The sequence below is a fragment of the Mameliella sp. CS4 genome (assembly GCF_019392335.1).
Taxonomy (GTDB): Bacteria; Pseudomonadota; Alphaproteobacteria; order Rhodobacterales; family Rhodobacteraceae; genus Antarctobacter.
This window is the reverse complement of sequence record NZ_JAHXRQ010000010.1, coordinates 109,354-126,682: the sequence shown is the minus strand read 5'-3', so window position 1 is coordinate 126,682 and position 17,329 is coordinate 109,354. Positions and strand designations below refer to the sequence as shown.

The window sequence follows — 17,329 nt, the reverse complement described above, 5'->3', positions numbered from 1 at the left end:
CCGATATGACCAGTCCCAGGGCCCGAGGGATCAGGCCCACATTCCTCTCTGGTCTTGGTGATGGCCCGACCGGGGTGGTGTCCCCGTCTCCCTTGGGCCGGCTGCGGCAGGTTCAGAGGTCAATTCAGCCATGACTTCGGCCACGACAAAGGCCGCGATCAGGCTGGGCCGCTTGTCGCGGCTGCCGCTTGCCCCGATGGGGCAAATCAGTGTGTCGATGTCGCCGCCATCGCAGTTCCGGCGCATCCAGTTCTTGAATTTCACCCGCTTTGTGGCCGAGCCGATCATGCCGACATAACCCGCATCGCCCCGTTCCAGCGCGGCGGAGGTCAGCAGGAAATCCAGCGCGTGATCATGGGTCAGCACTATAAAGGCGCTGCCCGCCGGGGCGGTCATGATGTCGATTTCCGGGATCGCGCGGACACGTTTGTCCACGTCCGCCGAGCACAGGGCGATTTCCTCGGGCCGCGTGTCGATCACGATGCAGTTGACCGGCAGGTGCTGCAACTGGTCGGCCAGCGCCCGGCCCACGTGACCGGCGCCCAGAACGTAGACATGAGGGCGGGTTTCAGCGGTTTGGGTTTCGCGCCGGATCGCCGCCCGCATGTCCGAACCCCGCATCCGCGTCAGCGCCATCTCGACCCGTCCGCCACAGCATTGGCCGATCTCGGGGCCCAGCGGCAGGTCCAGCGACTGGCTCAAATCCCCGTCGCGCAGCATCTCGCGGGCGCTCTCGATCGCGCGGTACTCCAGTTGCCCACCCCCGATGGTGCCCCAGAGGCCCGAGGCGGCGACAAACATCTCTGTCCCCTCCCCGCGCGGGGAAGAGCCGCGCACACGGCTCAGCTCGACGCGGACAACCGCCTTTTCCGTGCCGAGGAACTCCGCCAATGACCTGACTGCGGGGGCCATCGGCTCAGCCCCCGGCCTGCAGACGCGTGACGGCCATCAGCACGCGTTCCGGCGTGGCGGGCGCATCCAGACGCGGGCAGACCCGGTAATCCGCGACCGAGGCCACCGCCATCGACAGCGCCTCGAACACCGAAATGCCCAGCATGAAAGGCGGCTCCCCCACGGCCTTGGACCGCTTGATCGTCAGTTCCCGGTTCTCCGACCAGTCGGCCAGGTTCACGTTGAAGACGCCCGGCCGGTCCGAGGCCAGCGGGATCTTGTAGGTCGAGGGCGCATGCGTGCGCAGGCGTCCCGCGTCGTCCCACCAGAGTTCCTCACTGGTCAGCCAGCCCATCCCCTGCACGAAGGCGCCTTCGACCTGCCCCCTGTCCAGCACCGGGTTCAGAGAGCGGCCCACGTCATGCAGGATGTCGGTGCGCTCGACCCGGTATTCGCCGGTCAGCGTGTCGATGGTGACCTCGGAACACGAAGCGCCATAGGCAAAGTAGTAAAACGGACGACCCTGCCCCTTGTCCCGATCCCAGTGGATCTTGGGCGTCTTGTAGAACCCCGCCGCCGACAGTTGCACCCGGGCCATGTAGGCGGCCTTGATGAACGTGTCGAAGGGCAGGACCTCGTCGCCGATGTGCACCTGGTTGGCAAGGAACCGGACGGCCTCGGGGGCGACGCCCCATTTCCCGGCGGCGAACTCCACCAGCCGCGCCTTGATCTGCTCGACCGCGTTCAGCGCCGCCATGCCGTTCAGATCCGACCCCGAAGAGGCCGCGGTGGCCGAGGTGTTGGGCACCTTCTCGGTCGTGGTCTTGGTGATCTTGATGCGCTCGAAGTCGACCTGAAAGGCGTTGGCCACGACCTGCGCCACCTTGGTGTTGAGGCCTTGCCCCATCTCGGTCCCGCCGTGGTTCAGGTGGATGGAACCGTCGTTGTAGACATGCACCAGGGCGCCCGCCTGATTGTACCAGGTCGCGGTAAAGGAGATGCCGAATTTCACCGGCGTGAGCGCAATGCCCTTTTTCAGCACCGGTGAGGTCCGGTTGTGCTCGATGATCGCGGCTCGGCGTTGGCGGTATTCCGCGCTGCCCTCCAGTTCACCCACCAAGCGGTCAAGGATATTGTCCTCGACCTCTTGATAGTAGGGGGTCAGGTCGCGGCCCTCGCCGTAGAAATTGGCCTTGCGCACATCCAGCGGATCCTGCCCAGTGGCATAGGCGATTTCCTCGATGATCCGTTCGGCCGCGATCACGCCCTGCGGCCCGCCAAAACCACGAAAGGCGGTGTTGGAGACGGTGTTCGTCTTCATCGGGCGCGAGGTCAGGCGCACGTTGGGATAAAAATAGGCATTGTCCGCGTGGAACAGCGCCCGGTCCGTGACCGGCCCCGACAGGTCCGAGGAATAGCCGCAACGCGCAGCAAAGCTGCCTTCGACGGCCTCGATCTTGCCGGTGTCGTCAAAGCTGACATCGTAATCGATCACGAAGTCATGCCGCTTGCCCGTCGCGGTCATGTCCTGGTCGCGGTCGGGGCGGATCTTGACCGCGCGGTTCCATTTCTTGGCGGCCACGGCGGCGACGGCACAGAAGAGGTTCATCTGGCTTTCCTTGCCGCCGAACCCGCCGCCCATGCGCCGTACGTTCACCGTGACGGCATTCGACGGCACGCCAAGGACATGCGCCACCATGTGCTGCGCCTCAGACGGGTGCTGTGTCGAGCAATGCACCTGAACGTCGTCGTCCTCGCCGGGGATGGCGCAGGCGATATGGCCTTCGAGGTACATGTGGTCCTGTCCGCCGACCTGCATCCGGCCGGTGATCCGGTTGGCGGCCCCTTTGCGCCCAGCCTCCACGTCACCGCGTTCCAGCTTCAGCGGTGGGGTGACATGGGGATAGCCCGCGGCGATGGCCGCCTGCGGGTCCAGCGCATGGGGCAGAACCTCGCAGTCAACCTGGGCCAGCGTCGCCGCGCGGCGCGCCGCATCGCGGGTGTCCGCGATCACCGCAAACAGCGGCTGGCCGTGGAACTCGATCTTCTCCGTGGGAAAGACTGGCTCGTCATTGCGGCCCGTGGGGCTGACGTCATTGACGCCGGGAATATCCTCGGCGGTCAGCACACCTATGACGCCGGGCGCAGAGCGGACGGCGGTCAGGTCGATCCCCTTCAACGTGGCATGGGCCACGTCCGAGACACCCAGGTAGGCATGCAGCGCGCCCTCGGGCAGGGCGATGTCGTCGGTATAGTCGGCACGTCCGGTGACGTGCTTGGTGGCGCTGTCATGGATGCGGTCCTGATGCACGGCGCCGGTGATGGTCACATTGTCTTTCATCGGTCTATCCCTTCTCAGGCGGTGGCCAGTTGCACGGGCGCGTCCGTCGCCGCGTCGTTTTCAAGGAAGAACCGGCGCAACAGGTTGCGCGCCGACAGGCTGCGGTAGTCGGAGGAGGCGCGCCAGTCGCTCAGCGGTGTGAAATCCTGCGCCAGCGCGGCGGCGGCATCGGCAAAGGCCTGTTCGGACCAGGCCTGCCCCAGCAAGGCGCGTTCGGCAGTCGCGGCGCGTTTCGGCGTCGCCGCCATGCCGCCAAAGGCGATCCGGCAATCGGTGATCCGGCCCTCCGCGACCGTCACGCGGATGCCCGCCGCCAGTGAGGAGATATCCTCGTCCCGCCGCTTGGAGATCTTGTAGGCGGCGTGGCGCTGGCCGGGTTGCGACAGCGGCACGCGGATCGTCTCGACGAATTCGCCCGCCTGCCGGTCCTGCTTGCCGTAGTCGACAAAGAAGTCCTGCAGGGGCAGCACGCGACGGGTATCTCCTTTGCGCAGGGTGATCTCTGCCCCCAGCGCGATCAGCACCGGCGGCGTGTCCCCAATCGGAGAACCATTGGCGATATTGCCGCCAACCGTGCCCATGTTGCGCACCTGCCAACCGGCGATCCGGTCCCAGTAGGGGGCCATATGCGGAAAGGCGCCGGTCAGCATATCCTGGCATTCCGAATAGCTGGCCCCGGCCCCGATCCACAGCGCGCCGTCCCGCGTCTCGACCGTCTTCAGCCCGTCGAGATGGCCGGTAAAGATCGCTGGACCGATGGGCCGCAGGAATTTCGTGACCCAGAGGCCAACATCCGTGGCCCCGGCGACGATGGTCGCGCCCGGGTGCTCCAGCAGGCAGGCCGCCAGATCGTCCACATCGGCGGGCAGGATCGCGCGGTTGCCCTCGGGGCCGGTGTCGACCCGGCTTCCGTCGCGCATCGCCGTCAGCCGCGCGGTGATCTCTTCCCGCTCGCGGCTGATCGGATCGGCGGCGGGAGAGCCGTAGCGGCTGATGGCAACGGCGGCGCGGATGATCGGCGCATAGCCGGTGCAGCGGCACAGGTTGCCCTGTAGCGCGGTTTCCACCTGTGCCTCCGTCGGCTCGGGCACCGCCATCCAGAAGGCATAGAGCGACATGACAAAGCCCGGCGTGCAGAACCCGCATTGGCTGCCGTGGTGGTCGACCATCGCCTGTTGCACCGGGTGCAACCCGCCCTCCGCGCCCGCCAGATGTTCGACCGTCACGACGTGACACCCGTCGAGCGAGGCAAGAAAGCGGATACAGGCATTCACGGGATCATAGCGCAAGCCGTCCCGCGTCAGGCGCCCGACCAGAACCGTACAGGCGCCGCAGTCGCCCTCTGCACAGCCTTCCTTGGTGCCGGTCAGGCGGCGGTCCAGCCGCAGAAAGTCCAGCAGCGTGCGGTCGGCGCCGACATCGCTGACGGACACATCGCGGCCGTTCAGAATGAAACGGATCTCGGATCGGTGCGGCATGATTTCCTCCCTGGAGACTCGCAAGATTGCGGGGCTGTCAGGAAGGGTACAGGTTGGATTACATTCGAAAAATATCCACGTCCGGCAAATACTTTCAACGAAACGTTGATAATCAATGACGGACCTGCAAGGCTGCACGGGGTCTTACCCAGGGGTAACGCCATGTCCTACATCGAGAGCCTGCAAGTCTTTGTCCGCGTCACCGAGCTGGGCAGCATCACCTCGGGAGGGCGCGACCTGCGCCTGACACCGGCGGTGGCCAGCAAACGGATCAAGGAGCTGGAGCGCCATCTTGGCGTGCGGCTGTTCAACCGGACCACCCGCTCGATCACCCCGACAGAGGTTGGCCGCGTCTTTTACGACGAGGCGCGCAGGGTGCTGCAGGCGCTGGAAACCGCCGAGGCACGGGTGGCCAGTTTTTCCGACAGTCCGCGCGGGGCGCTGCGCGTAACTGCTCCGCTGGGCGTCGGCCGCCGGATCGTGGCGCCGCTGGTGCCCGCCTTTACCGATACCTACCCCGAGACAGAGGTGCGGATGCGCCTGTCTGACCGGCGGGTCGACATCCTGGCCGACGGGCAGGACGTGGCGTTTTTCATCGGTGCGCCCCAGGACAGCAACATGAAGCTGCGCAAGATCGCCGACTGCGCCCGCGTTCTATGTGCCTCGCCAGAGTACCTGCGCGCGGCGGGGACCCCGATGCAGCCCGAGGACCTGCTGAACCAGAACCACAACTGCCTGCTGCTGCGCTACCCCCGCTCGCCAGAGTATTTCTGGACGCTCAACACCGCCGGGGATCCACTGAAACTGGAGGTTCGGGGCCGGTTCGACGCCGACGATGGCGACGTGCTGACCGACTGGGCGCTGGCCGGGCGCGGCATTGCCAACAAGCCCAGGTTCGACGTGGCCCATCACCTGGCTTCAGGACGGCTGGTCGAGATCCTGCCCGACACGCCGCCCTTGCCGATGATCTTTGGCTGTCTCTACCCGCACAAAAAATTGCAGGACCCAAAGGTCCGGCTGTTCGTCGAACATGTCGTCACCCGCAGCAAGGCGCTGCTTGCGGGATCAGAGAGGCTGCCGGACTAGGCCTTTGCGGCGGTGACGATGAATTCGACCTTGTAGTCCGGCGTCGCCAGTTTCGCCTCGCCACAGGCACGGGCGGGGCTGTGACCCTCTGGCACCCAGGCGTCCCAGACCGCGTTCATCTCGGCGAAATCGCCCATGTCCGCCAGCCAGATCACGCATTGCAGGATGCGCGTCTTGTCCGACCCCGCCTCTGCCAGAAGCGCGTCGATCTTTTCCAGGCAGTCCAGCGTCTGCTGGGTGACGCTGGCGCCCGCGGTGCCGACCTGGCCTGCCAGGTAGATGGTCTCGCCATGCGTCACGATCTGGCTCATGCGCGGGCCGGTATGGCTTCGGGTGATCTCTGTCATGTCTTGCCTCTTGGGGTCAGGAATGGAACCGCATCGGGGACAGCGCCCCGATCACGGTTTCGGAAACGGGTGGGGCTTTGTCGGTGACAAGCCCGGCGGTCACGCGCGACAGGACGGGCGCGGTCTGCACGCCATAGCCCCCCTGCCCCGCCAGCCAGAAGAACCCCGGCTCGTCCGGGTCGCGCCCGACAACGGGCGTCCGGTCTGGCGTGAAACTGCGCAGACCCGCCCAGGTATGTTCGACGCGGGTGACGGGCATCGTCACGGCCTGTTCAAAGCGGTAGAGTCCCTCGGCCAGCACCATATCGTCGACCCATGCGTCATGCGGTTCCACCGGGTCCTCGTCGGCGGGGCTGACCATCAGCTTTCCTGCCTCGGGCTTGGCATACCATTGTTCCGAGGCCGAGACGAAGAGCGGCCAGCGGCTGACGTCATGCGCCTCTGGCGCGGGCAGGATTGCCGCCGAACGCCGCAAGGGGTGCATCGGGATGGAGCGGACACCTGCAAGGGTCGCAACCTGCGCGGCCCAGGCCCCGGCGGCATTGACGATCAGCGGCGCGCGGTACTCCTCCGTGCCGGCGGTGACAACCCATTGGCCGCCGTCGCGCTGGATCTCCGTCACCTGCGCGCCGGTCTCGATCCGACCGCCGCGACGCCGCAATAGCCGTGCATATCCGTTCAGCATCCGGTCGACGTCGATGTCCTGCGCGTCCCATTCGATCACCGCAGCGGCGATCAGCTCGGGGCGCAGGATCGGCACCAGCTCCGCCGCCTGCGCGGCACTCAGCCGTTCCAGCCCCTGCGCCTCGGCACAGTAGTCCTCCAGCGTGGCCAGCTCGTCTTCGGTGGCCAGCATCATCTCGCCGCGCGGCGACAGCAGGCTGTTGTCAGAGACACCCTCGGGCCGTTCCATCAGCCCGGCAGAGACGGCGTTGAGCGCACGCAGGGTCGCGTTGCCGTAGTTGCGGATAAAGATCGCGGCGGACCGGCCCGTCGAGTGGTAGCCGATCTGGCCTTCGCCTTCGAGCACGGTCACCGACATGTCGGCGGCCAGTTCCGCGCCCGCGCTGACACCGGCGATGCCGCCGCCGATCACGATCACGTCCGAAGAGGTCACGCGCCCTCCTGAAACCCGGTCAGGGTTTTGGTCAGATTCGCGCCCAGAGTGTCAGAGAGGTATCCGCCCTCCTGGACAAACAGCACCGGTAGGCCGGTGGCGGCGATGGCAGCCCCGATGCGGGCAAAGCCGTCCTGCGTGACGGCCAGCCCCTGGAACGGATCGTCGATCGAGGCATCCAGCCCCAGCGCCACCACCAGCGCATCGGTGCCAAAGCTGCGCACCCGCTGCAGCGCCGTGTCCAGCGTCTTGAGGAATTCCGCGTCCCCCGTTCCGCGCGCCAAGGGCAGGTTCAGGTTGCAGCCCATGCCGCGCCCCGCGCCGCGTTCCTGCGCGTGGCCCCAGAAGAACGGATAGAACCGCGCCGGATCGGCATGGATCGAGACGGTCAGCACGTCGTCACGGTCATAGAACATGCCTTGCGTGCCGTTCCCGTGGTGCACGTCCACGTCGAGGATCGCAGGGCGAAAGCCCTTGGCCCGCAACCGTTCTGCGGCGATGCCGGAGTTGTTGAGGAAACAGAACCCCCCTGCCAGATCGGCAAAGGCATGGTGTCCCGGCGGCCGCGACAGCGCATAAACGGCGCGGTCCTCGCCTGCGATCAGGTCGGCCCCGGTGATGGCGCTTTGCGCGGACCAATAGGCCGCCTCCCAGGTGCCTTCGGCGATGGGACAGGCGGTGTCGGCCTGGTGATAGCCGGCCTGCCCCACAGCGGATTTCGGATAGCCGTCTGTCCGGCTGGCGGGGTGGATGTTGGGGATCACCTCTTCGCCCGCGCCCTCGATCCGGCGCCAGCGGCTGTAGATGTTTTCGAGAAAGGTCAGGTATTCGGGCGTGTGCACGGCCGCGATGGGGCCAAGACCCGCGTCCTGCGGCGGCTGAAAGCGGCACCCGGCCTCTTCGGCGGCGGCCTTCAGCACCTCGATCCGGCGCGGTTGTTCAGGGTTGGGCATGATTGCCCCGTTGGCCATGAAATGCTTGGGATCATGGCGCCATTGACGGTCGTCGAAGACGGCTTTCATCGCTCTCCTTCCAGGGCCGCGCATCCGGCCTCATCCAAGAACAGATCGGTGTGACCCTTGGCCGGGACAAAGCCCAGCCGGTCGTAGAAACGGCGCGCCGCAGGGGTCCGGTCATAGACCTGCAGGCGCAGGAAGCAAGCCCCCCAAGCCTGCGCGGCATCGCCGTAGGCCGCGGCCAGCAAGCGCCGCCCCAGCCCGCCGGACCGCTGTGCGCCCGCCACCCAGAGGTCCGAGACATAAAGCCCCGAGCCGCCGCGCACCGAGGAGAAGCCCGGCGAATACAGCACCAGCCCCGCCAGCGCCCCCTCCTCCTCGGCCAGTTGGGCGTGAAAGGCGGGCACCTCGCCCCAGCCCGCGCGTTCCAGCGCGCCGGGCGAGACGTTGTAGGCATCGCCCAGATCCCGCGCCAGAGCGGCAAGCGCGTAGTCGAGCCGCTCCACGTCAGAGCGCCCCGCCGTCCTGATCGTCACCCCCATCAGATCGCTGTCCTGTCCGCGCCCTTCAGCCCCAGCATCTGGCGCGCGTCCTCGGGTCTGGCGACCTCGCGACCCATGTCCTCGACGATCCGACGGATCTTGACCACCTGTTCGGCGTTGGTCCGGGCCAGTTGACCGCGCGCGATCATCAGGCTGTCTTCCAGCCCGACGCGCACATGCCCGCCCATCGCGGCGGCCATGCTGGTCAGCGGGATCTGGTGCCGCCCGGCCGCCAGGACCGAGAACATGTAGTCCTGCCCGAACAGCTTGTCGGCGATGGTCTTCATATGGGTCAGGTTTTCCGGGTCCGGCCCCATGCCGCCCAGCACGCCAAAGACGAACTGGATGAAAAACGGCGGTTCGACCATGCCCCGGTCCACGAAATGGCGCAGCATGTAGAGATGGCTCAGATCGTAACACTCGAACTCGAACCGGGCGCCGCGCTCCGCACCCATCGTCTGCAGGATGCCCGCGATATCGCGCGGCGTGTTCTTGAACACCAGGTCGTCGGAGTTTTCCAGAAAGGGCTGTTCCCAATCGTGTTTCCACGCGTCGATGCGCGCCGCCGCCGGGTAAAGCGCGAAATTCATCGACCCCATGTTGAGGCTGCACATCTCCGGTTCGGCCAGTTTCGGCGCGGCCAGCCTCTGGTCCAGCGTCATCACCGCGCTGCCGCCGGTCGAGATGTTCAGGACCGCGCCCGTCGCCTGCTTGATCCGCGGCAGGAAGGCCATGAAATGCTCCGGGTCGGCAGAGGGCTGCCCGGTCTCTGGATCGCGCGCGTGCAGGTGCAGGATCGAGGCCCCGGCCTCTGCCGCGTCAACGGCGTGCTCGGTGATCTGATCCGCCGTCACCGGCAGGTGCGGCGACATGGACGGCGTGTGGATCGAGCCTGTGACGGCGCAGGTGATGAGGATCTTGCTCATGTCATCCGGCCTGCATCGCGGGCGCGATTTCCTGCGCGAACTGGACAAGGGACTCATCCAGCCCCTCGATGATCTCGTCAATGTGCCCCTCGTTCAGGATCAGCGGCGGGCAGACAAGGATATGGTCGCCCTCGACCCCGTCGCGGGTGCGGCGCGAATAGACGATCAGCCCGCGCTCATAGGCGATGTCCACGAACCGCTGATGCGCGTTCAGATGTTTCGGCAAGGGCGCCTTGGTGGCCCGGTCCGACATGAACTCAAAGGCGGTCAGCAGGCCCTTGCCGCGCACGTCGCCGATGATCTCGTGCCGCTGCATCAGGCCACCCAGCCGCGCCAGCAATTTCTCACCCATCGCGGCGGCATTGGCGCTGAGGTCCTGCCGGTCGATCTCTTCCAGAACGGCAAGGCCCGCGGCGCAGGCCAACGGGTTACCGGCATAGGTGAACCCATGCGCAAACCCGCCCGCGTCCAGCACGGGGTCCACCAGCCGCCTGTCGGCCACCATCGCGCCCAAGGGCGCATAGCCGGACCCGATGCCCTTGGACAGGACCACGATGTCTGGCCGCACGCCCCAGTGATCGACGCCGAGGAAGGCGCCTGTGCGCCCCGCCCCGGTCATGACCTCGTCAAGGATCATCAGGATACCGTATTCGTCGCAGATCTCGCGGACCCGTTCGAGGTAGCCCGGGGGAGAGACCAGCGCCCCGGTAGATGCGCCGCCGATCGGTTCCACGAGAAAGGCAAGCACGCTCTCCGGCCCTTCATCCTCGATCCGCTCTGCCAGCATGTCGGCATAGTGCCTGCCCGTCGCCTCGGCGTCGGGGTCCAGCCCGTCGAGGTAGGCACGCGGCGCGGGCACCTTGGGCATGACCCGCATCATGGGTTCAAACGGTGCGGTCAGCGTCGTGTAACCGGTGGTCGCCAGCGCCCCCAAAGTGCAGCCGTGATAAGAGGGCGTGCGTGAAATGATCTTCCAGCGGCTGCCCTGACCGATGGCCAGCGCATATTGCCGCGCCAGTTTCATCGCGCTTTCCACCGCCTCGGACCCACCCGAGACGAAGAACACGCGGTCCAGCCCCTCGGGCATCTTCTCGGCCAGTTTCTCCGCCATGTTCTCCGAGGCTTCGGTTTCGAAGTGCAGGCGGTAGCCGAAGGTCGATTTCTCCATCTGGCGCTGCATCGCGGCCAGCACATGTTCGTTGGAATGACCGATGTTGCAGACCATCGCGCCGGACGAGCCGTCAAGGTAGCGGCGCCCGTTCTTGTCCCACATGTAGACGCCGCGCGCCTGATCCAGCACCGGCTTGCGACCGCGGCCCTGGTAGAAAAGCTTGCTCATCCCGTCACCCCGGCAAACCGGCGCAGTCGATGGGCCGGAACCCGACCGTCACCGTCGTGCCCTCGGCAAAGGGGTGACCGTCGATCATGTTGATCGCCTGGAACTGGCGGTCGCCGGCGCGAATGAAATAGCGCACGGTCTGGCCCTGGTAGTCGACGGTTTCGACCACCGCCTCGGAGGTGACCATGCCGGTGGTATCGGCGCCCTGGGGCATGAGGAGCAGCTTTTCCGCCCGCAGCACCAGCTTGGCCGCGCCTTCGCTGACATGCGGCGCCTTGTCGGCGGGCACGGGCACCTTTCCGAACACCGGCACGTCCAGCGCCGCGGTCTCGGCGTCCTTGCCGGTGCACTTGCCTTCGATGATGTTTGAGGCACCCAGGAAATTGGCGACGAATTCGCTGGCCGGGCGGTTGTAGACCTCTTCCGGCGTGCCGACCTGTTCGACGCGGCCCGCGCTCATGACGACGATCTGGTCGGACATGGCCAGCGCCTCGGACTGGTCATGCGTGACAAAGACGGTCGTGACCCCGATCTGGTCCTGGATGCGTTTCAGCTCGACCCGCATGTCCTCGCGCAGATTGGCGTCCAGCGCCGACAGCGGTTCGTCCAGCAGCAACACGTCCGGTTCGATCACGATGGCCCGCGCCAGCGCGATGCGCTGTTGCTGGCCGCCGGACAGCGCCTTGGGATACCGGTCGCCCACGTCGGGCAGTTGCACCAGGTCCAGCGCCTTTTGCACGCGGCCCGGGATCTCGGACGACGGGATATTCCGGTATTTCAGGCCGAAGGCGACGTTGTCGGCCACGCTCTTGTGCGGGAACAGCGCGTAGTTCTGAAAGACGATGCCGAGGTTGCGCTTGTGGATCGGCACGTTGTTCACGCTCTTGCCGCCGATGCGAATTTCGCCCTCGGTCGGGTCCAGCAGCCCGGCGATCATCCGCAGGTTGGTCGTCTTGCCACAGCCCGAAGGGCCGAGCAGCGTCAGGAAAGTGCCCTCGGGGATTTCCAGGTTGGTCGGATGCACGGCAGTAAACGTGCCGAACCGCTTGACGATTTTGTCCAGGATGACGGTACTCATGGGCAAGGTCCTGCAAGAGAGGGGTGCCCGCCCCGGCACATCGGCCGGGGCGGGCAGGTAGGATTGGGGTCAGTAGCCCTTCTGGACACGACCGAAGGTCTTGGACCAGGCCGCCTCGTGACCGTTCCAGTAGTCCGGATCGGCAAAGGTCAGGCCGGACAGCGTGCCCGAGGGATCGAAGGCCGGCAGCTTGGGGATCTTTTCGCCCAGGTCGACCTTTTGCGGGTCCAGCGCGGGCGGATAGCTCTGCCCCTCGGCCACGGCGATCGAGGTGGCCGGGTCCAGCATGAAGTTCAGCAGTTCCTCGCAGGCCTCCAGCGGCAAGCCCTTGATGACGAACATGCATTCCTGCCAGCCAAAGCCGTTGGGCGGGTCCATGTAGCCGATGTCGTGGCCCTGTTCCTGCAGCGCGTAGATACGCCCGGACCAGCCCTCGGTGACGTGGATTTCCTCCTCCGCCAGAAGGCTCATCAGTTCTGCGCCCGAGCCCCAGTATTTCAGCGCCAGGTCGCGGTGCTGCCGCACGGCATCCCAGCAGGCCTCTTCGTCGGTGACGCCGTTCGGGTCCTGCCCGGTCTGCAGCGAGGCATACCACATCCGCGTGCGCCAGTCGGACCAGCCGCCGATCTTGCCCTTGTGGGCCTCGTCGATCAGGATCTTGGCGCCCTTTTCCTTCATCTCGTCATCCGAGATGTACTTGCGGTTATAGGCCAGACCCGTGGTGCCATAGTCGTAGGGCACACAGCTGAGCGATCCGTCGGTGATGTTGCGGAACACGTCCACCAGCTTGGGAATGACGAACTCCAGGTTGGGGATATTCTTTTCGTTCAGCGTCGCGGTCAGGCCCAGCCCGTGATAGCGCGCATAGTCGAACACGCCGGACAGGTGGGCGATGTTGTATTCGCCCGGCTGGCTGGCCTTGACCCGGCTGAGGTACTCGTCGCCGCCGCCGAACGTGCCATCGACGACCTCGATGCCGGTCTTGGCGGTGAAGGGATCAAAGGCATTGGCGCGCAGCGCCTCGGAGACCACGCCACCCCAGCCATCGAACCGCACCTGGCTGACGCTTTGCGCCAGCGCGCGGTAGGGGGTCACCAGACCATAGGCGGCCCCAGCCGCGCCCAGAAGGCCCAGGAAACTGCGGCGGTCCAGCCCCCCGTTCATGTAACGCTCGCGCAGGCGCTCATAGCGTGTGGTGTCGTCGATCTTGCGTGTCATCTTCATCTCCTTGTCGGGTATGGGACTATGCAGGCGGTTCTAGGTGCCGCTCTTGCGGGCGAGTTGCCGTGCGATCGCCGCCCCGATCAGGGGCAGGCCGACCGTCATGACAATCATGACTGTGCCAAGGGCATTGATTTCCGGGCTGATGGAATTGCGCAGCATGGCAAAGATCTGGGTCGGTACGGTTTCCACCCCGCCGGGTTTCCAGAACAGCGTGCCGGTGATGTCGTCAAAGCTGATGGTAAAGGCAAAGAGCGCGCCGGCCAGCACCGCCGGCAGCATCAGCGGCAGGGTGATCTGGAAAAAGGTCTGGACCGGGCTGGCGCCAAGGCTCATCGCCGCCTCTTCGACGTCGCGCCGGATCGAGACCAGCCGGGCCTGCACCACAAGGATCACGAAGGGCAGCGTAAAGATCACATGGCCGAAGAGCAGCAGAGTGAAACTCTTGTGCAATCCGAGGAAGTTGAGGAACAGAAGCAACGCCACCGCCAGAACCACCTCGGGCACGAGGATCGGCGCGATCAACAGGGTCGAGATCGCGTTGGCGCCGGGCACCTTGTAGCGCACCAGCGCGAGGCTGGCCAAAACGCCCAGCGTCGTCGAGATCACCGCCGTCAGCAGGCCCAGCACGATCGAGGTGCGAAAGGCGCGCATGATGGCATCGTTGTTCCAGAGCTCCACGAACCAGCGGAAGGAAAAGCCCGTCATCGGAAAGCTGCCGAACTGGCTGGCGTTGAAGCTCAGAAGCACGACCACGGCCACCGGCAGGAACATGAAGCCGTAGACCAGCAGGCTCCACAGTCGGATCAGGTGCCATCCCCAGCGCATCAGCCCAGCCCCTTCATCAGTTGTGCCATGCCCAGATAGCGGTTGTAGATCATGACCAGCGCGCCGAGGACGACCAGCAGCATCAGGCTGAGCGCGGATCCAAGGGGCCAGTTGAGCTGCGTGATGATCGCCTCGAAGACGAGGTTGGCGAACATCGCGTCCCGCGGCCCGCCCAGCACCAGCGGCGTGATATAGGTGCCCGCCCCCAGAACGAAGCAAAGCAGGCCGCCTGCCGCCAGTCCGGGAAGCGACAGGGGCAGCGTGACCTGGATAAACGACTGCCACTTGGTTGCGCCCAACGAATTGGCGGCGTCCTCGAGGTTGGTGTCGATCCCGTCGAGACTGACAAAAACGTTCAGCACCATGAAGGGCAGCAGGAAATGCACCAGCCCCAGGATCACCGTGGTCTCGTTGTAGAGCATGTTGATCGGTTCGCCGATGATGCCCACGCTCATCAGCAGCGTGTTCAGCGCGCCCGAAACGCCCAGGATGTTGATCCAGCTCATCGTGCGGATGATGTAGCTGATCCAGAAGGGCAGCATCAGCAGCAGCAGCAGGATCACCTTGTTGCCGCGCGAGCGGGCGATGAAATAGGCCGCCGGATAGCCCATCAGCGCGCAGACCACCGTGGTGATGGCGGCGATGCGCAGGGTGCTGAACAGGATATCGCGGTAAAACCTGTCGGTCAGCGCCTCCTGCCAGTTGTCGAGGTAGAACCCGACCTGGTCGGCGCCGGTGGCCGTGCGCAGCCAGAAACTGTAAACCACGATAAAGATCAGCGGCACCAGCAGCAGCAGCGTGACCGCGCTGATGGCCGGGGCCAGCAGGATCCAGGGTTGGCGCGCCTCACGGGCTTCGACGGACATGCGTTTCCTCGTGTCTGGAGACTTGAGAAAACCATGCGAAGCGGGCAATCATAGATCAAATAGATAAGCGGAATGATGACTATAGATAATGTCTATGACCCCCGGTGATCCCGCAAGAGACCCACGCTATGAACCAGAGCGTATCGCCCGCGAATTGGACTGGAACCTCTTGCGCACTTTCGTGGTGCTGGCGGACAGCCATTCCATCACCGAAGCGGCACAGCGACTGCGGCTCAAGCAACCGTCAGTTTCCGCGGCACTTCAAAGACTTGAGGACCGGATCGGTCGGAAACTGGTGAACCGTTCTCCGGGGCATTTCCAGCTGACCGATGCCGGCCGCCTGCTGTACCGCGAGGCGGTGGAAATCAACGGCTCTGTCCTGCGCCTGTCGACGCTGGTGCGCGAGCTGACGGACGAGGTGCAGGGGCACGTCAAGATCGAGGTGGCCAGTCACGTCATCTGCCCGGTTTTTGATCAGACGCTGGCCGCGTTCCACCGATCCCACCCCCGCGCCAGCCTGTCGATCGAGGTCCGCTCCAGCGCCGAGGCCAGCGCCGAGGTACTGGCCAAGCGCGCCTCGTTTGCCATCTGCCTGGTGCGGGACCACAGCCCCAAGCTGGAATACCGGCGCCTTTACCGCGAGTATTTCGGCCTGTTCTGCGGGCCGGAACATGCGTTTTTCGGCCGTGACGACCTCACGATCAGCGATCTTGCGGGACTGGGGTCCGTCAGTTTCGAAACCGACCGGCTGCAGGACGTCTTGCGGCCCGTCACCTTGATGCGGGCCCAGGCCGACCTGGGCCAGCGAATCACCGGCGTGTCCACCAACCTCGAAGAGGTCCGCCGCATGATCATCGCCGGGCTGGGCATCGGCCCCCTGCCCGTCCACGTCGCGGCGCGCGACGTGCGGGACGGGTTGCTGTGGCAATTGCCGCCCTACACCGACCTGCCCGCCATCGACGTGCATGTGGTCTGGAACCCGAAAGCGATCAAGAACCGGGCCGAGGACCTGCTGCTGACCGCCCTGCTGGAAGCCATTGAGGCCACCCCGATGGAAGAGCGCACCTACCGCTGACTCAAAAGGTCATCGGCGCATATTCCTCGTTGTCCGCCGCGACGGCCGCGCGCAATTCCCCCACGATCCCCGGATCGGCAGCGTTCACACGGCTCCAGTTCGGGACAAAGGGCGTCTCATTCGGCTTTTCGAGAAAGACCTTGCCCGCCTCGACAATGTTGTTGGCGAACAGTTCGACCGTCAGTTCCTCTCGGTGGCGGTCGATGGTCAACCCGTTCATCTTGGCGTCGTTGTCGTAGAACTCGATCAGGTCCAGCGCCACGCGGTAATAGGTGGCCTTGAGCGCGCGGAAGACATTGGGCGTAAAGACAGTGCCATCCGCCGCCAGCTTGCGAAAGATCGCCTTGCAGATATCCATCGACATGCGGTTGAGGCCCGTGGCGGCATCCTCTTCGCTGACCTGCTGGTGCTTGTGGTCATAGGCATCCGCGATTTCCACCTGGCAGACCGAGTGACGGCCAAGGTTGCGCCAGACCTCTGACAAGACGCCGATTTCCAGCCCCCAGTCCGAGGGGATGCGCAGGTCGGGCAAGAGCGAGGTGCGCAGGGCAAACTCTCCCGACAGCGGATAGCGGAAGGCGCGCAGGTAGTCGATGTAATCGCGGTCGCCGATGGTGCGTTTCAGTGCGATCAACAGGGGCGAGACCAGCAGGCGGGTCACGCGCCCGTTCAGCTTGCCGTCGCCGATGCGCGGGTAATAGCCCTTGGACAGCTGGTAGCGGAAGTTGGGGTTCACCACCGGGTAGACCAGCCGGTCCAGCAGGTCGCGCTGGTAGGTGACGATATCGCAATCGTGCAGCGCCATGACCGAGGTATCGGCGCAGGAAATCAGGTAGCCCATGCAGGTCCACATGTTCTTGCCCTTGCCCTGTTCCTGCGGCGCCAGACCCATTTCGGCCAGCTTGGCGTCCAGTTCGGACATGCGGGGGCTGTCGTTCCACAGGACCACGTGCTCTTGCGGCAGTCGGGCAAAAAAGTCGCGGGCGCGGCGGAACTGGTGCTCGTCGGCGCGGTCCAGCCCGATGATGATCCGGTGCAGGTAGGTGACCTTGCTCAGCTCATCGAGGATATTGCCCATCGCGGGGCCTTCGAGCTCGGAGTAGAGACAGGGCAGGACAAGCGTGATCTTGCGGGTCTGGGCGTAAGTCTCGATCTCGTAGATCAGCTCTTCCAGGGGGCGGCTGCGCAGGTTGTGAAACTGCGCGATATTGCCGTTCTGATGGAAATCAGACATGAGA

General features: G+C 65.3%; 16 protein-coding genes. 2 read left to right on the top strand and 14 right to left on the bottom strand.

The annotated features are described in order from the left end of the window. Positions 1–30 precede the first annotated feature (30 nt). The 3 genes from xdhC to xdhA are packed head-to-tail and all read right to left on the bottom strand — an operon-like array spanning position 31 to position 4,710. A complete protein-coding gene (gene xdhC, locus KZZ07_RS13985) occupies positions 31–912 on the bottom strand; it encodes a xanthine dehydrogenase accessory protein XdhC (protein WP_219514914.1) in 882 nt (293 codons plus the stop codon). 4 nt (positions 913–916) lie between these two features. Continuing rightward, positions 917–3,232 (bottom strand): xanthine dehydrogenase molybdopterin binding subunit, encoded by a 2,316-nt coding sequence (gene xdhB, locus KZZ07_RS13980; RefSeq protein WP_219514913.1) that lies wholly within the window; start codon positions 3,230–3,232, stop codon positions 917–919. Between the two features lie 14 nt (positions 3,233–3,246). Then, positions 3,247–4,710 carry a xanthine dehydrogenase small subunit gene (xdhA, locus tag KZZ07_RS13975; protein WP_219514909.1) on the bottom strand — a complete coding sequence of 488 codons (1,464 nt, stop codon included), beginning with the start codon at positions 4,708–4,710 and terminating at the stop codon, positions 3,247–3,249. A gap of 162 nt (positions 4,711–4,872) precedes the next feature. On the opposite strand from xdhA, the gene KZZ07_RS13970 reads away from it, so the two are divergent. Next, positions 4,873–5,796 (top strand): LysR family transcriptional regulator, encoded by a 924-nt coding sequence (locus KZZ07_RS13970; RefSeq protein WP_219514901.1) that lies wholly within the window; start codon positions 4,873–4,875, stop codon positions 5,794–5,796. On the opposite strand, the gene KZZ07_RS13965 is transcribed toward KZZ07_RS13970, so the two are convergent. From KZZ07_RS13965 to KZZ07_RS13920, 10 genes are all read right to left on the bottom strand, one after another. Next, on the bottom strand, positions 5,793–6,143 hold the full coding sequence (locus KZZ07_RS13965; protein ID WP_219514899.1) for a RidA family protein: 351 nt from the start codon (positions 6,141–6,143) through the stop codon (positions 5,793–5,795). The two genes, KZZ07_RS13970 and KZZ07_RS13965, sit on opposite strands and share 4 nt — an antisense overlap. Before the next feature lie 16 nt (positions 6,144–6,159). Beyond that, entirely contained in the window at positions 6,160–7,260 is a 1,101-nt protein-coding gene (locus tag KZZ07_RS13960; protein ID WP_219514898.1) for an NAD(P)/FAD-dependent oxidoreductase, read from the bottom strand. Next, positions 7,257–8,282, bottom strand: a complete 1,026-nt coding sequence (locus tag KZZ07_RS13955; RefSeq protein WP_219514897.1) for a histone deacetylase family protein — start codon at positions 8,280–8,282, stop codon at positions 7,257–7,259. Before KZZ07_RS13955 ends, KZZ07_RS13960 begins: the two co-directional genes overlap by 4 nt. Beyond that, positions 8,279–8,758, bottom strand: coding sequence for a GNAT family N-acetyltransferase (locus KZZ07_RS13950; RefSeq protein ID WP_219514896.1), 480 nt, complete (start codon positions 8,756–8,758; stop codon positions 8,279–8,281). Before KZZ07_RS13950 ends, KZZ07_RS13955 begins: the two co-directional genes overlap by 4 nt. Further along, complete coding sequence (gene kce / locus KZZ07_RS13945) at positions 8,758–9,684, bottom strand: 3,5-dioxohexanoate:acetyl-CoA acetone transferase (RefSeq protein ID WP_219514895.1); 927 nt, start codon at positions 9,682–9,684, stop codon at positions 8,758–8,760. Before kce ends, KZZ07_RS13950 begins: the two co-directional genes overlap by 1 nt. A 1-nt stretch (position 9,685) precedes the next feature. Beyond that, a complete protein-coding gene (locus KZZ07_RS13940) occupies positions 9,686–11,023 on the bottom strand; it encodes an aminotransferase family protein (protein WP_219514894.1) in 1,338 nt (445 codons plus the stop codon). A gap of 4 nt (positions 11,024–11,027) precedes the next feature. After that, positions 11,028–12,101, bottom strand: coding sequence for an ABC transporter ATP-binding protein (locus KZZ07_RS13935; RefSeq protein WP_219514893.1), 1,074 nt, complete (start codon positions 12,099–12,101; stop codon positions 11,028–11,030). 69 nt (positions 12,102–12,170) lie between these two features. Continuing rightward, positions 12,171–13,319 carry an extracellular solute-binding protein gene (locus tag KZZ07_RS13930; RefSeq protein ID WP_255564346.1) on the bottom strand — a complete coding sequence of 383 codons (1,149 nt, stop codon included), beginning with the start codon at positions 13,317–13,319 and terminating at the stop codon, positions 12,171–12,173. 39 nt (positions 13,320–13,358) lie between these two features. After that, the gene (locus tag KZZ07_RS13925) at positions 13,359–14,150 is read right to left on the bottom strand and encodes an ABC transporter permease (RefSeq protein ID WP_219514892.1); all 792 of its coding nucleotides are present in this window, start codon (positions 14,148–14,150) and stop codon (positions 13,359–13,361) included. After that, complete coding sequence (locus tag KZZ07_RS13920) at positions 14,150–15,016, bottom strand: ABC transporter permease (protein WP_219514890.1); 867 nt, start codon at positions 15,014–15,016, stop codon at positions 14,150–14,152. The genes KZZ07_RS13925 and KZZ07_RS13920 overlap by 1 nt, the downstream gene beginning before the upstream one ends. 94 nt (positions 15,017–15,110) lie before the next feature. On the opposite strand from KZZ07_RS13920, the gene KZZ07_RS13915 reads away from it, so the two are divergent. Further along, positions 15,111–16,091: a LysR family transcriptional regulator gene (locus tag KZZ07_RS13915; RefSeq protein ID WP_219514979.1), complete on the top strand. Its 981-nt coding sequence runs from the start codon at positions 15,111–15,113 to the stop codon at positions 16,089–16,091. Position 16,092: 1 nt separating this feature from the next. Here the strand turns inward: KZZ07_RS13915 and KZZ07_RS13910 are convergent, their stop codons facing one another. After that, positions 16,093–17,325 carry a glycosyltransferase family protein gene (locus KZZ07_RS13910; RefSeq protein WP_219514889.1) on the bottom strand — a complete coding sequence of 411 codons (1,233 nt, stop codon included), beginning with the start codon at positions 17,323–17,325 and terminating at the stop codon, positions 16,093–16,095. Between the last annotated feature and the right edge of the window lie 4 nt (positions 17,326–17,329).